The 13,208-nt window shown below is 65.8% G+C and carries 15 protein-coding genes; 8 read left to right on the top strand and 7 right to left on the bottom strand.

Annotated elements, in window-relative coordinates; all coding sequences use genetic code 11:
• Positions 1 to 77 precede the first annotated feature (77 nt).
• From QMG25_RS16520 to QMG25_RS16505, 4 genes are all read right to left on the bottom strand, one after another.
• Positions 78 to 1,499 carry a mycothione reductase gene (locus tag QMG25_RS16520; RefSeq protein WP_283462113.1) on the bottom strand — a complete coding sequence of 474 codons (1,422 nt, stop codon included), beginning with the start codon at positions 1,497 to 1,499 and terminating at the stop codon, positions 78 to 80.
• 5 nt (positions 1,500 to 1,504) lie between these two features.
• Positions 1,505 to 2,704 carry a YihY/virulence factor BrkB family protein gene (locus QMG25_RS16515; RefSeq protein WP_283462112.1) on the bottom strand — a complete coding sequence of 400 codons (1,200 nt, stop codon included), beginning with the start codon at positions 2,702 to 2,704 and terminating at the stop codon, positions 1,505 to 1,507.
• A 172-nt stretch (positions 2,705 to 2,876) separates the two neighbouring features.
• Complete coding sequence (locus QMG25_RS16510; RefSeq protein WP_283462110.1) at positions 2,877 to 3,170, bottom strand: DUF1905 domain-containing protein; 294 nt, start codon at positions 3,168 to 3,170, stop codon at positions 2,877 to 2,879.
• A gap of 178 nt (positions 3,171 to 3,348) precedes the next feature.
• Positions 3,349 to 3,960 (bottom strand): TetR/AcrR family transcriptional regulator C-terminal domain-containing protein, encoded by a 612-nt coding sequence (locus QMG25_RS16505; RefSeq protein ID WP_283462109.1) that lies wholly within the window; start codon positions 3,958 to 3,960, stop codon positions 3,349 to 3,351.
• 226 nt (positions 3,961 to 4,186) lie between these two features.
• Between QMG25_RS16505 and bioB the strand changes: the two genes are divergently transcribed.
• The 5 genes from bioB to bioD are packed head-to-tail and all read left to right on the top strand — an operon-like array spanning position 4,187 to position 9,848.
• On the top strand, positions 4,187 to 5,275 hold the full coding sequence (bioB, locus tag QMG25_RS16500; protein WP_283462108.1) for a biotin synthase BioB: 1,089 nt from the start codon (positions 4,187 to 4,189) through the stop codon (positions 5,273 to 5,275).
• A complete protein-coding gene (locus tag QMG25_RS16495) occupies positions 5,268 to 6,683 on the top strand; it encodes an adenosylmethionine--8-amino-7-oxononanoate transaminase (protein WP_283462107.1) in 1,416 nt (471 codons plus the stop codon). Before bioB ends, QMG25_RS16495 begins: the two co-directional genes overlap by 8 nt.
• The gene (locus QMG25_RS16490) at positions 6,683 to 7,969 is read left to right on the top strand and encodes an aminotransferase class I/II-fold pyridoxal phosphate-dependent enzyme (RefSeq protein WP_349307155.1); all 1,287 of its coding nucleotides are present in this window, start codon (positions 6,683 to 6,685) and stop codon (positions 7,967 to 7,969) included. The genes QMG25_RS16495 and QMG25_RS16490 overlap by 1 nt, the downstream gene beginning before the upstream one ends.
• The gene (locus QMG25_RS16485) at positions 7,966 to 9,120 is read left to right on the top strand and encodes a cytochrome P450 (protein WP_283462105.1); all 1,155 of its coding nucleotides are present in this window, start codon (positions 7,966 to 7,968) and stop codon (positions 9,118 to 9,120) included. The genes QMG25_RS16490 and QMG25_RS16485 overlap by 4 nt, the downstream gene beginning before the upstream one ends.
• Positions 9,117 to 9,848, top strand: coding sequence for a dethiobiotin synthase (bioD, locus tag QMG25_RS16480; protein WP_283462104.1), 732 nt, complete (start codon positions 9,117 to 9,119; stop codon positions 9,846 to 9,848). Before QMG25_RS16485 ends, bioD begins: the two co-directional genes overlap by 4 nt.
• A 16-nt stretch (positions 9,849 to 9,864) precedes the next feature.
• Here the strand turns inward: bioD and QMG25_RS16475 are convergent, their stop codons facing one another.
• Positions 9,865 to 10,563 (bottom strand): winged helix-turn-helix transcriptional regulator, encoded by a 699-nt coding sequence (locus tag QMG25_RS16475; RefSeq protein WP_283462103.1) that lies wholly within the window; start codon positions 10,561 to 10,563, stop codon positions 9,865 to 9,867.
• Positions 10,564 to 10,615: 52 nt separating this feature from the next.
• Between QMG25_RS16475 and QMG25_RS16470 the strand changes: the two genes are divergently transcribed.
• The gene (locus tag QMG25_RS16470) at positions 10,616 to 11,260 is read left to right on the top strand and encodes a maleylpyruvate isomerase family mycothiol-dependent enzyme (RefSeq protein WP_283462102.1); all 645 of its coding nucleotides are present in this window, start codon (positions 10,616 to 10,618) and stop codon (positions 11,258 to 11,260) included.
• On the opposite strand, the gene QMG25_RS16465 is transcribed toward QMG25_RS16470, so the two are convergent.
• Positions 11,213 to 11,545 carry a hypothetical protein gene (locus tag QMG25_RS16465; RefSeq protein ID WP_283462101.1) on the bottom strand — a complete coding sequence of 111 codons (333 nt, stop codon included), beginning with the start codon at positions 11,543 to 11,545 and terminating at the stop codon, positions 11,213 to 11,215. The genes QMG25_RS16470 and QMG25_RS16465 overlap by 48 nt on opposite strands.
• A gap of 112 nt (positions 11,546 to 11,657) precedes the next feature.
• Here QMG25_RS16465 and QMG25_RS16460 point away from each other — a divergent pair, with 112 nt between their 5' ends.
• Positions 11,658 to 12,065: a VOC family protein gene (locus tag QMG25_RS16460; protein WP_283462100.1), complete on the top strand. Its 408-nt coding sequence runs from the start codon at positions 11,658 to 11,660 to the stop codon at positions 12,063 to 12,065.
• Positions 12,066 to 12,193: 128 nt separating this feature from the next.
• A complete protein-coding gene (locus QMG25_RS16455; RefSeq protein WP_283462099.1) occupies positions 12,194 to 12,682 on the top strand; it encodes a VOC family protein in 489 nt (162 codons plus the stop codon).
• A gap of 102 nt (positions 12,683 to 12,784) precedes the next feature.
• Here QMG25_RS16455 and QMG25_RS16450 read toward each other — a convergent pair whose 3' ends face one another.
• Complete coding sequence (locus QMG25_RS16450; protein ID WP_283462098.1) at positions 12,785 to 13,156, bottom strand: VOC family protein; 372 nt, start codon at positions 13,154 to 13,156, stop codon at positions 12,785 to 12,787.
• Positions 13,157 to 13,208: the final 52 nt, after the last annotated feature.

Here is a 13,208-nt window from a genome sequence, read left to right as displayed (position 1 = left end):
CGGCCCGTCGTTGGGTCCGTCTGCACTGTGATTCGGAGCACCGCCCGTTTCGGATTGGATCGGATGGAAAAAGTTTTTTAAGGTTCCGTGGGGGCCGGCAACCCCAGCAGCGCATTCTCCACCAGTTCGCTCAACGCCGGGTGTATCCAGTACTGCCCCCGGGCCACGTCGTGGGCACGCTGGCCAAAGGACATGGCGTGGATCAGCGGCTGAATGACGGTGGCAGCGTCGGGGCCAATCACGTGGGCGCCCAGCAGCTTGCCCGTGGCAGGATCCGCCAGCACCTTCAGGAAATGACCGGCATCTTCTCGGGCCCAGCCGGCGGCAATGTCGGCATAAAGTTGGGTTTTTGCGACGTAGGGGACACCTTGGCTGACGGCTTCATCCTCCGTCAGGCCCACGGAAGCGATCTGCGGCTCGCTGAAGACGGCCGCCGGAATGAAACGCCGGTCCGCGCCCATCATGGCAGCAGGATGGATGAGATTGTGTTGGACCACGCGCGCCTCGTAGTTGGCAACGTGCTTGAGCTGGTGGGCGCTGGAGATGTCGCCGAGGGCAAAAACGCCCTCGGCGGTGGTGCGCTGGAACTCATCGACCAGCACCCGCCCCTGGCTGTCCACCTCAATCCCGGCCGCCGCGACGTTCAACGTGTCGGAGTTGGGCTGGCGACCCGTCGCCACCAGCAGCAGCTCCGCAGTGACCGATTCCGTTCCCCGGGGCCCTTCAAGACCAAGCACGACGCCGGCCCCGTCCGCCGCGACGTGCGTCAGCCGGGTCTCCAGCAGCAGTTCGTAGCGTGCGGCCGCCTGCTGTGTGAAGAGTTCGGAAACGTCGCTGTCCAGGTGGCGCAGCAGCCCGGGTCCCCTGACAATCTGGGTCACCTGCGTGCCAAAGGAGGCGAAGATGTGCGCGAACTCCGCTGCGACGAATCCGCCGCCCAGGATGGCGATGCTCTTCGGCAACTCCGCGATCCGCATGATGGTGTCGGAGGTGTGGAGCGTGTCGGTGGCGTGGAACGTCTCCCCGGGCTCGCACAGTCCGTCGATGGGGGGCACGACGGCGCGCGAGCCTGCCGCCAGCACAAAGCGGTCTGCCGTCAGGACCTCCGTGCCGCCGTCGTGCAAGGAAACGCGCAGCTGTCGGGGCCCGGTGAAGCGGCCGTGGCCGGAGAAAACGCTCACGTTGGGACACTCGGGGCCCTGGCGGTAGGCCCGCCCGCCCGCTTCAATTGCGTCAATGCGCGAGAAGATTCGCTCACGCATGCCCGGCCAATCAACGGCCGTGAGCTCCGATTCCACGCCCAACGCCCTGCCCTGGCGGGTGGCATCGGCAAGCTCGGCCGGGTGGACAAACATTTTAGTGGGGATGCAGCCGACGTTCAGGCACGTCCCGCCGAAGAGATTGTCCTCGACGATGGCGATGTTCAGGTGCTCAAGTTCGGGGGAGGGGATGGAATTTCCCGAGCCTGTGCCGATGATGACCAGATCAAAATGCTGCATGGGAGCTAGTCTTTCTCACTGCGTTGACGGCGCTCGCGCCAGGAGACGACGGCGAGCACTGCTGTACCCGCAGCGGCCAACCACCACAGCGCTTTGGCTTCGCCGGATTTGTCGGTTGCACTGTCGGGGGAGTCCGCGTTGAACTGTTCCCGCAGGTGCTTTCCTTCAGCGACAAGGACCATTTCCTTCTCGGTTTTTTTCAGGCTTGCCGTGATCGCTCGTGGCGGGAGTCGAAGGTCGGCTTCAGCCACGATGCCGGCCTGCAGCTGCCGGCCGCGTTCAAGTTCGGCGTCCACTTCGGCGCCGAAGAGCAGTGCGAGGTTCAAAATCCACAGCCACAACAGCAGAATAATCACCCCGGCGATGGCGCCGTAGGTCTTCTCATACTTGTTGAAGTTCGCCAAGTAGAACCCGAACCCGGCGGAGGCCACCAAGGCCCCCAGCAGGGCCACTGTGGCGCCAACGCTGATCCAGCGGAATTTCGGTTGCCGGACGTTGGGGGTGAAGTAGTAGAGCAGGGCGATCAGCACCACGGCCAGAACCCCCAGCACCGGCCATTTGGCCGTGTTCCAGACCATCACGGCCGTGTCGCCCAAACCAATGGTCTCCCCGATCGCCCGGGCAATGGGGCCGGAGACCACAAGCATGAGCGCCATGGCGGCCACCAACACCACGGAAACCAAGGTGACGAGCAGAAGGGCGGGACGAAGCTTCCATACCGGACGCCCCTCGTCCGTGCCGTAGATGCGGTTCATCGCCCGGCTGAACCCTCCAACATATTTGGAGGCCGACCACAAGGCGGCCGCCAGCCCGAAGGCAAACGTCCAGCCGGCCGCGGGTGAACTGATCAGGTTCTCCACGGGACCGCTGATGGCTTTCACCATCTTCTCGTCCGTGAGTTGGCTTACCAGGTCAAGCATGACCTTGGTGGTTTGCTCGGCCTGGCCCACTAGGCCGAGGATGGAAACCAACGCCAGAATTGCCGGGAAAAGGGACAGCACGGCGAAGTACGTCAGGGTTGCGGCCATGTCCGTCGCGGCGTCGGCAGTGAACTTGGCCACTGAACGTTTGGCCACGTATTTCCATGATTTCGCTTTGATGCCGGCCACTTTTTTAGGCTTTCGGGAATCATCCGGCTCTGGAGCGGAAGCGTGGTCAACTGCGGTGTAGTCGACGGCGTCCCGGGTCGTATTGTGCGCGTTCATGACCAAACACTACCGCGAGCGGCGTCGCTGTTCACCCAAGTGGGCCCGTCAATTATGGCTGGTGGCGGGGTGAACCCCAAAAGCCGCCCGGCCGAGACGGTGGTTCAGCTCAGGCGTTGGTTCAGCCGGGAAGCTGGTTCAGCTCAGGCGTTGGTTCAGCCGGGAAGCTGGTTCAGCTCAGGCGTTGGTTCAGCTGCACCGTCACGTGCTCGCCGGCGTCGGACTTTCCAATGGCCTTGCACAGGGCTGCCCGCAACGGCAACCAGTGCGGGCCCGTGCCTGAAGGCATGAGCGTGGCCTGGAACGGTGTGGTGCCATCGAGCAGGCCGGCAACCTTGATGGCGCGGCGGGTACCCAGCAGCTCATCGGAGCCTTCCACCACAAGATACGTGGCGAAGGCGCCGTCCTTGCTGATGGGGGCCGTGAACGTGAAGTCCAGGGGTTGGGGGTCCTTGGGGGCTGCCATGGAGTGTCCTTTGCTGGGAGGGGTGGCTCGGAAGCACTTGCGTACAGCATAGGCCGGTGCAACAGCTGCCTGGCAGCGCCTGCGCCAGTGAGTCCTGTGCCAGTGAGTCCTGCCCCAGTCAGTCCTTGCCCAGTTAGTCCTGGGCCAACGAATCATGGCCAGGTGGGGCTGGCTGTTCTCAGTCCACGCCCCTGGACTGCTGGCCGCCGTCGTTGTGCAACAACTCCGTGGAACCTGACAGCAGCAGCTCGAGACCAAAATTGAAGGCTTCGGTTTCGTCGAGCGGCCCGGGGGCCTCGGCCAGCAGCCCTGCCTGTGCCAGCCCGCTGCGGGTCTGCTCCTGCGTGACGGTGCCAAGAATGTAGTGCACCAGGGCGCGGCCGGCCCATGCGGCACGGGTGCCGGTCACGCCGGCGGCGGCGAACGTCTCGGTGAGCCCCTGCAGCGAGGGGAGCGCCAAGGGATCCAAAGTGTGTGTCAGGGCCACGACTTCCGCGCCGTCGCGCACGGCCAGCAGGGCTTGGCGGATCTGCCGGCAGTGGAGGCGCAGGGATGCGATCGCTGCGGGGGGCGTTGCCGGACCCCCGTCCACTGCCGGCTGCTTGACGGGTTTCAGGATCATGACGGCGAGGACCCCCAGGAGGTCCTGCTTGTTTTTCACATGCCAATAGAGGGCTCCGGGCTGGACGTTGAGGTCGCGGGCCAGCCGGCGCATGGAGAGGTCCGCGATGCCGTAGTCGCGCAAAATTCCGAAGGCGGTGTCAATAACCTGCTCGCGCGTCAGCGCCATGTGCTGGAGTCCTCTCCTTGCTTGGGCTTGCTTGGGCTTGCTTGGGCTTGCTTGGGCTTGCTTGGGCGGTGCCGGCTCGAGAACGCCCGCACGGCACAGCTCCATTTTGCCCCATCCGCGCAAGTTGGTTGCCAACCCGCTCCCGGCTCGTCCCCAATACTGCCTGGGCCCCCGCCGTCGGGGACGTTCATTTGACAGCGGAACCGGGAATTTCGATACTTGAACAGTGTTCAATAACTTTTCCGTCCTGGCCGACCAACAGCTGTCCGGCGCCACCTTGACCCGCCAGGACGCCCTTGCCGTCCTGGAATCCACCGACGACCAGCTGCTGGATGTGGTGGCTGCCGCCGCCCGCCTGCGGCGCACCCACTTCTCCAACACCGTCAAGCTGAACTACCTTGTCAACCTCAAATCCGGCCTGTGCCCGGAGGACTGCACCTACTGTTCCCAGCGACTGGGCTCGGCCGCGCAGATCCTGAAGTACACCTGGCTCAAGCCCGAAGCGGTCCTCGAGCAGGCCGAAACGGGGATCGCCGCCGGCGCCTCGCGCGTGTGCCTGGTGGCTAGTGGAAAGGGCCCCGCCGACAGGGACGTGGAGCGCGTTGCCGACATGGTGGACGGGCTGAAGGGGACGCACCCCAACGTTGAGGTCTGCGCCTGCCTGGGCATTTTGAAGGAAGGCCAGGCCGAGCGCCTGAAGGCCTGCGGCGTGGATGCCTACAACCACAACCTGAACACCAGCGAGTCCAAGTACAAGGACATTTGCACCACCCATGAATTTTCCGACCGAGTGCGCACCGTCCAGCAGGCCCAAGCTGCAGGGCTCTCGGCTTGTTCGGGGCTGATTGTGGGCATGGGCGAAAGCAACGAGGAACTCATCGACGCCGTCTTTGCCCTCCGGGACCTTGGCAGCGACTCCATCCCGGTGAACTTCCTCATGCCCTTTGACGGAACCCCGCTGGAAGGCACGTGGCTGCTGACCCCCGCCATGTGCGTGCGCATCCTGGCCCTTGTCCGCTTCGCCTGCCCCGAGGCTGAACTGCGCATGGCCGCCGGACGTGAAATGCACTTGCGCAGCCTCCAGCCGTTGGCCCTGAACATCGCCAACTCGCTCTTTCTGGGCGACTACCTCACCAGCGAAGGCCAGCCCGGCCAAGACGACCTGGCCATGATTGCCGACGCCGGCTTCACCGTCTTGGGGAAGGAACCCGCCTCGCCCTCCCCTTCCCCCGGGCACGACGCCGGAGCTGCCGCCGGCTCCCAGCCGACCATCCGCCGTCGCGGTGCCGGAACACAGCTTGCCCCCAATGCCTAGCGCGGCCCGCTCGCTGCTGGCCGGCTCGTTGGCAGACCGGGTGGTCTCGGCGCCGGCGTTTCCGGCTGCCTCGACGGGTGCCCCTTCGCAGCCTGCCCACTCGCTGGTGGCCAGGGACAAGGGCCTGCTCTGGCACCCCTACGCCCCGCTTGACGGACCGGCTCCTTACGCAGTGCTGGGTGCATCCGGCACCAGGCTGCAGCTGGAAGACGCCGACGGGGAGCACTTCGAGGTGGTGGACGCCATGAGTTCGTGGTGGTCCGCCGTCCACGGCTACCGGAACCCGGCACTGGATGCCGCATTGACCGGGCAGGCGGCTAAGTTCTCACACGTCATGTTTGGCGGATTGACGCACCAGCCGGCCGTGGAACTGGCCGAGCGACTCGTGGCGATGACACCGGAGCACTTGGACCATGTGTTCTTTGCCGATTCGGGTTCCGTGTCGGTCGAAGTCGCACTTAAACTGGCCGTGCAATACCAAGCAGCGGCCGGATATCCGGGACGCAGCGCCTTCCTGGCCCTGCGTGGTGGCTACCACGGCGACACATTTGCTGCGATGAGCGTGTGCGACCCCGTCGACGGCATGCACGCACAATTTCCGAATTTGGTGGCGGAGCAGCGGTTTCTGCCCCGGCCGCCGCAGGCCCGGCTTGTTGACGGGGAGTTGCGCGCGGATCCGACGGACGTGGCCGCCTGGGTGCAGGTGCTGGAGGAAACCGTGGTCGCCCACGGCGGCGAACTGGCGGCCATTGTCATGGAACCGGTGCTGCAGGGCGCCGGAGGCATGCACATTTACGCCCCCGAATGCCTGGCCGCCGCCCGTCGCGTGGCCACCGAACACGGGCTGTTGCTGATCCTGGACGAGATCGCCACCGGCTTTGGCCGCACGGGCGAGCTCTTTGCCAGCGAATGGGCCGGTGTGGTGCCAGACATCATGTGCGTGGGCAAGGCGATGACCGGGGGGTACCTGACTTTGGCCGCCATGCTGTGCTCGTCCGAGGTGGCAGCCGTCGTCACTGCCTCGCCGTTGCGTGCCTTGTTGCACGGGCCCACGTTCATGGCCAATCCGCTGGCCTGCGCCGTGGCGGTGGCATCGCTGGACCTGCTCGAAAGCACGCCGTGGCGGCCGCAGGTGGCTGCCCTGGAACACGGTCTCTCAAAGGCGCTGGCCACTGCGGCTACATTGCCCCAAGTCCGCGACGTGCGGGTGCTTGGCGGAGTGGGAGTCATTGCGCTGCACAACCCGGTGGATGTCCCTGCACTGACCCGCGCCGCTGTGCAGCGCGGCGTCTGGGTGCGGCCCTTCCGCGACCTCGTCTACACCATGCCGCCCTACATCAGCACCGCCGACGACGTCGCCGCCATCGGCGCCGGGCTATGCGCCGCCATTGAACAGGTACACGGTTAATGTCGGTTTCCAGCACGCACGACGCCGGTGTCCCCGGGATGGATTTCCCCGGTCTGGGTGGCACCAATGCGACCGCCGTGAAGGCCGCGGCCTCCGGTGCCCCGGGCGTTGACACGAAGGCTCCCGGAGTCGGTGCGCCCGGCGCAATGGAGCAGTGGCTGGACAGCCGGGCCAGGGTGCGTGGAAGCCGCAACCTGCTCCGCAGGGCTGTGCCACTGCCAGCCGGTAACCTTCTGGATTTGGCGTCCAACGACTACCTGGGGCTCTCCCGCGACCCACGTCTGGCCTCCGCGTCCATCGACGCGATCCGGCGCCACGGCACAGGATCGCGCGCTTCGCCGGTGGTGTGCGGCACGCTGGCCGTGCACACACACCTTGAAGAAGCGCTTTGCCAACTGACGGGAGCCGAGTCCGCGCTGACTTTTTCCTCCGGCTATCTTGCCAACATGGGAGTGCTCACGGCACTGGGCGGACCGGGCACGCTGCTGGTCCTGGACGCTCATGTGCACGCCTCGCTGCACGATGCCGCCCGACTCTCGCGCTCGCCCGTCGCCGTGGTTCCGCACAGCGATTTGGCTGCTGTGCGCACGGCGCTGGCCGAACGCACCGTCCCGCGCGCCGTCGTGGTGGTCGAATCCCTGTATTCGGTGCTCGGGGACGCCGCGGACCTGGCCGCCCTGGCTGCCGACTGTGCCGCCGAAGATGCGTGGCTGCTGGTGGACGAGGCGCACGGCATCGGAGTTGCCGGGGGCGGGCGTGGCGCCGTGCATGCGGCCGGGCTGGCAGCCGCATCGCATGTGGTGCTCACCGCCACCTTGTCCAAGGCGCTCGGCGCCCAGGGCGGAGCGGTGCTGGGACCGGGCGCCTTGCGCGAACACCTGGTCAACGCGGCTCGGCCGTTTATCTTCGACACGGCGCTTGCCCCGGCGCCCGCCGCTGCTGCCGCGGCAGCTGCACGCATCATTCTGGACGAGCCGCTGCTGGTGGCTCGGTTGCATGCCAACGCCGCCCGGCTGGCTGCGATGGTCGGCACCACGCGCTCCCCGGGGGCCGTGCAATCTATCCCGATGGCCTCCGCGGAACAGGCCCTCACGATGGCGGAACAGTTGCGCACTGCCGGAGTGCTGGTGGGGTGCTTCCGCCCGCCGAGCGTGCCCGACGGCGTCTCCCGCCTGCGCCTGACCGCCCGGGCCGATCTGACCCCGGGCCAACTGCACGCCGCGGCACAGTTGCTGCGCGAGGTGCTGCCCGCCGCCGAATTCGCCCACGAGAGGAACGAATCGTGAATTACCACGTGGTGAAAACACCAGCCCTGGCCAGGGAAGTCATGCGCCGCACCGACGACTTTGCCCCCACGAACGCCTTGACCTCCGTGGTCCCGCTGGCCCCGGCCACCTTGCGCATCCTCAGCAAGGCCAAATTTGCGCTGCCCCCGGTCCTTGCCTCCGCGACGGGGGAACAACACCGTGCCGTGCGCACTGTTGTGACGAGGTTCTTCACCCCGGCCAAGGTTGCCGCCGTGACGCCACGGGTGCAGGAAATTGCCAGGACGCACTTGGCTCACACCGCCGCCGCCCTGGAGCAGGGCCCGGTGGACCTGGCCCGTTCCGTGGCCATGCACGTTCCACCCGTCGTCATGGCCGAACTGACTGGACAGGCCAACCCGCCGCTCGAGGCGCTAAAAACCTGGAGCCGCGACTCGCTGGAACTGTTCTGGGGCTGGCCGGACGAGGCCCGGCAGCTGGAGCTGGCCCACAGCGCAGCGGCGTTTTATGGCTGGCTGCGCGAGGAAGTGGCCGCCAGCCGCGGCTCCGATTCCCTTTTTGGCGTGTTGCTGACGGCGGGTCTGAGCAGCGCCGAAGTGTGTTCGCTGGGCTACTTTCTTGTCATTGCCGGGCAGGAAACCACCTCACAGCTGATCAACACCGCGCTGTACCGTGGCATCGGGTCCGGCGTCGGCTCGGGGGCAAAATCCCCCGAGGCAGGTTCCCCGGAGGCAGGGTCCTCGGGGGCAGGGCACCGGCTTGCACAGCGCTCGGCGCTGCACCCCTGGGCGGCGCTTGCCGATCCAGCGGCGGCCGCGCAGCATGTGCGCGGCGTGCTGGCCAGCGAATCTTCGGTGCACACGTGGCGTCGGGCAGCCCTGCGCGACACTGTATTGGACGGGGTTCAGCTGCCGGCCGGCGCCGAGGTGCTGCTGCAACTCTCCGGAAACCACGGGCCGCAGGCACCGCCAACCGCGTATTCGCTGGCCTTTGGCCACGGACTCCACCGCTGCTTGGGCGCGAAGCTGGCGGAGCTTGAAACAACGCTCGTCGTCCAGGAAACAGCTCGCGCACTGCCCTATTTGGCACTGGCCGGCCCGGAACCGGAGTGGCTGCGGCTGCTTTCCTTTCAAACGCCGATGTCCGTTCTCGTGGAATGCAGCACCCCTTGAGCGCAGCGGCACTGAAGTTGCCCGCCGTCGTGCTTGTCACCGGCACGGACACCGATGTGGGAAAGACAGTGGCGACGGCGGCGCTTGCTGCCGCGCTGCAGGCCGGGGGAGCGTCGGTGGCAGCTTACAAGCCAACCCAAACCGGAGTGGTTGCCGGCGAGGGCGGGGACATGGCCGAGGTGCGCCGGCTGGGCGGAATTGCCGCCGGAGTGGAAGGTGTGCGGCTGGCCTTGCCGATGGCGCCGGTTGCCGCCGCTGCCAGGGAAGACCTGGAATTGCCTGCGTTGGCCAGCCATGTGGCTGCCATCCGCGCACTGGCCGCCGGGCACGACCACGTGCTGGTGGAAGGAGCAGGCGGGGTGCTGGTGGAACTCGACGGGGACGCGAACACCATGGCGGACCTTGCCATGCACTTTCCGGGTGCGGCCGTGGTGGTGGTGTGCCGCAGCTCCCTCGGGACCCTAAACCACACGCTGCTCACGTTGGAAGCGTTGGAGCGCCGGAAAGTTGCCGCTGCCGGATTGGTGGTGGGGGCGTGGCCGCAGGAACCCACCGAAGTGGAGCTGGACAACCGGGAATACTTCGAGGCTCTGGGCACGCCGTTGCTCGGGTGCCTGCCGGCCGGAGCAGCCATGCTGACAGGGGAGCAGTTCCGCGCAGCCGCCCCGGGGTGGCTTGCCGTTGACTCTGCCGCCGTGCCCTGCCAGGGAGCAAGGCGCTGCAGGTAGCCGCACGCCGGCCGGATCAGCGTTCCGGGCCGGCGGACAACGGTGCTTGCAGCATGGTGGCGTGGAGCAGGTCTTGGACAGCCTCGGCATTGCCGGTGATCGCGATGTCCGCACCTTCCAGCGGAGCTCCGCCGATGACAAGGGCTTTCCAAACCCGAGTGGTGCTGCCGGCCTGTGCGTCCACGGAATCCACGGCTGCGCACTTGACGACGGACGTCCCCTGGGCTGTCAATGTTGCCAGATACTGCACAGGGGCCCGGCCGGTAGTTCGCGAGTCAGTCAATGTCAGCGCAACCCTGCGCCCTTGTGCACCCTGGGCCAGCGGGCGGGCATGGGCACGCATGGCCAGCACCAGGGTGTCGGGGCTCATGTCCGCGGCCAGCGGAAGCTGCGGGGACTGCACAGCCCACAAGGACAGCGCCGTGTTGACCGCTTCAAGGTCGCGTCCCCACTCGGTGAGGTCGTACACGCTCACATGGGCCGGGGAGGGCAATGCGCGGCGCAGCACAATGCCTGCTTCTTCAAGATCCTGCAGCCGTTGCGTGAGCGGACCCGGACCGATTCCCGGGATGTCGTGCTGGATGTCAACGAATCTCTTCGGACCCAGCAGCAGTTCCCGGACCACGATGAGCGCCCAGCGCTCGCCAACCAAGTCCAGGGCATGGGCGGAGGCGCACCCGTCGTTGTAGGAACCGTAGCTTCTGCGTGCTGCCATGGCGTTATTCTACTCCTTGACAAGAAGTGCGCGCTACTGTTTCCATAGCGTCATGACGAGAATTCCCAGCTCCGAGATCTGGTCCGCGGTCCATGCCGAGCGTGCTGCCCTGGTTGCGGACCTAGAAATGCTTGCAGCATCCGCGTGGCAAACCCCTTCGTTGTGCCCAACGTGGGATGTGCACGACGTCGTGGCGCATCTTGTCGACTCGGCCAAGACCACGCGTTGGAGTTTTGTTCGACGATTGGTGGCTGCCCGCTTTGACTTTGACCGCGACAACGCCGCCGGCATTGCCAGGGAAAAGGCTGCGGATCCCTCAGTCACGCTGGGTGAGTTGTTGGCCGTGTCCACGTACACCCGAACCCCTCCGGCAGCGTTGGCCACCCGGTTGGTGGAGGCTTTTGTGCACGGCGAGGACATTCGTCGTCCGTTGGGCATCCCCGGCGTGTATCCGGCTGCCCATGTGGCCGCCGCGCTGGCCTATCAAGTAAAAACCGGCGTTTCGATGGGAGGAGGGAAGGAACGCGCGGCAGGTTGGCGCCTTGTTGCATCCGATGCGGACTTCGCCCAGGGAGAAGGTCCGGAGGTGGGTGGGACGGCCATCAGCCTCCTCATGGCAGTCTCGGGGCGAGCCGTGGATGCAACGGAACTAACCGGTGCGGGCGCCCCGGACTTCAGCGGTGCCCTGGAGCAGTAGTCCTGAGGCCGGCTGCGTGCCCTCAGCCATCGCCTGTGGGCTTGGGTGTGGCGCCCCCGGCGGGGGATCTGCGACTGCGCGCAACAGCTCAATGCCCACTTCCAAGTAGTGGCTCTTTATGTACGCCGAGGCAAAGGTCCGCTTCCGTGCGTAGGCAATTTCGGCGGAGTGGACGCGCTCTTCCACGTCCGGAAGACTGCGGCAGTAATCGCGGAAGGCGGTGAGTTTGGCGAGGTCTTCTTGGTCAAGATCGGCGGTGAGCTGACTCCACGATGAGGTGGCCATGCACCGAGCCTAGGACTTTTGCCCCCGCAAGTGGCTCCCTGCGGCGAAATTGTTGGCAAAAGGGCTGGCGGCGATGCTGGTGCCAGGGAGCAGTGCGCGGGAGGATGAGGACATGCTTGGGCGACTCCACCACCTCATCCTCGACTGTCCCAATCCCCGCGAGCTCGCGAAGTTCTATTCGCGGCTGTTGGGCCAGCCCATCACCTATGACAGCGACGACTTTGTGGTGGTCGCCGAGGACGGGAGAACGTCGGGGCTGGCATTTCAGTTGGCCCCCGATCATCGTCCACCGACCTGGCCCAGCCCGGCTGTCCCACAACAAATGCACCTCGACGTCATGGTCGAGAGTATCGCGGACGCGACGCCGCACCTCCTGGCGCTTGGTGCGAGCAAGCTCGACGGGAAGGGCGTATTTGCCGATCCGGCCGGACATCCGTTCTGCCTGATCCAGCGCCCCCGCTGGGCGGAACCGATCGGAACCGAAACGTCCGCGCCGGGCAGGACTCCCAGACAGGGATAGCCCCCAGGAATAGGACAGCAAGAATGTGTCTGACCAGGGTGAGCCGTTCTGCAGCAAGGCCCTGGTTTTCCAGGCGGGACTGTGGATACCATCGCAACAAATGGGCCCACACTGAAGGAAGGCACGGCATGAGCGAGCAAGGTCAGGCAGTCACGCCAATTCCGGAACATCTACACACGGTCACGGCCCGTTTGGTGGTCCGCGGCGGTGCTCGGGCCATCGACTTCTACAGGGCCGCATTTGCGGCGGAGGAAGTGGGCGAACGGTTTGCCGATCCCAGCGGGGTGGTGATCCACGCCGAGGTGCGCATCGGGGACTCGGTGGTGATGATCACCGATGAAACACCAGGCAACGCTCCGGCCCAGGCTCCGCCGTCGCAGAATGGCGTGGTGACTGCTGTCATGGCTACTTATTGGCCAGACGTTGACGCAGCGTGGGAGCGTGCCGTCGCTGCCGGCGCGGAAGTCGTTTACCCGCTGGCCGATCAATTTTACGGAGAGCGGGGCGGCAGGCTTCGCGACCCGTTCGGACAGCAATGGATGCTGAGCCAACGGATCGAGCACGTCCGCGCCGATGAGATGGACCGTCGAGCGGCGGAGTACTTCGGCTCGGACTGACTGTTCGGCTCGGACTGACAGTGCAGTCTCCTCCCATCGACAGCCGGTTGTTGGCTGGGATTCGATTCGATGTCAACCGGGATCTGAGCTATTTGGATTCGGCTATTTTTGGTGAATCTGCACCCGGTGGCCGTCAGGGCCGTTGATGAAGGCAAAGGTGCCCCACGGCTGAACGTCAGGGCCCACAATGTCTGCACCCTTGCCACGAAGTTCCTCGACCGTGGCCTCGACGTCGTCGCAGGCGAACGTGAGATAGGCGCCTTCGCCCGGCTGTTTTCCGTTGTGGGCAGCGTCGTGGAGCGCAATTGTGGTGGATCCCTGCGGTGGCGCCATCTCGATCCAGCGGGCGCCGTCTCCCATGTCCTGGTCCGTGACGACGGAGAACCCCATGACATCGCGGTAGAACTTCACGGAGGCGTATTGGTCCGAGACATACAGCATGGCGGTGCCCATGTGCATGATCATGACGGTCATGCTCCTCGCGGGGACAGCCGGCAAGCTGTGGAGCCAACCTTGGCGGTCATGC

Source organism: Arthrobacter sp. H35-D1 (assembly GCF_030063185.1).
Classification (GTDB): Bacteria; Actinomycetota; Actinomycetes; order Actinomycetales; family Micrococcaceae; genus Specibacter.
This window is presented reverse-complemented; position numbering and strand designations above follow the sequence as displayed.

Coding starts and splice junctions, on each gene's coding strand:
- QMG25_RS16495 (WP_283462107.1), top strand. CDS start 5,268: ATGCCTAGCGCGGCCCGCTCGCTGCTGGCCGGCTCGTTGGCAGACCGG.
- QMG25_RS16465 (WP_283462101.1), bottom strand. CDS start 11,545: ATGGCCACCTCATCGTGGAGTCAGCTCACCGCCGATCTTGACCAAGAA.
- QMG25_RS16450 (WP_283462098.1), bottom strand. CDS start 13,156: ATGACCGTCATGATCATGCACATGGGCACCGCCATGCTGTATGTCTCG.
- QMG25_RS16520 (WP_283462113.1), bottom strand. CDS start 1,499: ATGCAGCATTTTGATCTGGTCATCATCGGCACAGGCTCGGGAAATTCC.
- QMG25_RS16510 (WP_283462110.1), bottom strand. CDS start 3,170: ATGGCAGCCCCCAAGGACCCCCAACCCCTGGACTTCACGTTCACGGCC.
- QMG25_RS16455 (WP_283462099.1), top strand. CDS start 12,194: ATGAGCGAGCAAGGTCAGGCAGTCACGCCAATTCCGGAACATCTACAC.
- QMG25_RS16505 (WP_283462109.1), bottom strand. CDS start 3,960: ATGGCGCTGACGCGCGAGCAGGTTATTGACACCGCCTTCGGAATTTTG.
- QMG25_RS16490 (WP_349307155.1), top strand. CDS start 6,683: ATGTCGGTTTCCAGCACGCACGACGCCGGTGTCCCCGGGATGGATTTC.
- QMG25_RS16515 (WP_283462112.1), bottom strand. CDS start 2,704: ATGAACGCGCACAATACGACCCGGGACGCCGTCGACTACACCGCAGTT.
- QMG25_RS16470 (WP_283462102.1), top strand. CDS start 10,616: ATGACGAGAATTCCCAGCTCCGAGATCTGGTCCGCGGTCCATGCCGAG.
- QMG25_RS16460 (WP_283462100.1), top strand. CDS start 11,658: ATGCTTGGGCGACTCCACCACCTCATCCTCGACTGTCCCAATCCCCGC.
- QMG25_RS16475 (WP_283462103.1), bottom strand. CDS start 10,563: ATGGCAGCACGCAGAAGCTACGGTTCCTACAACGACGGGTGCGCCTCC.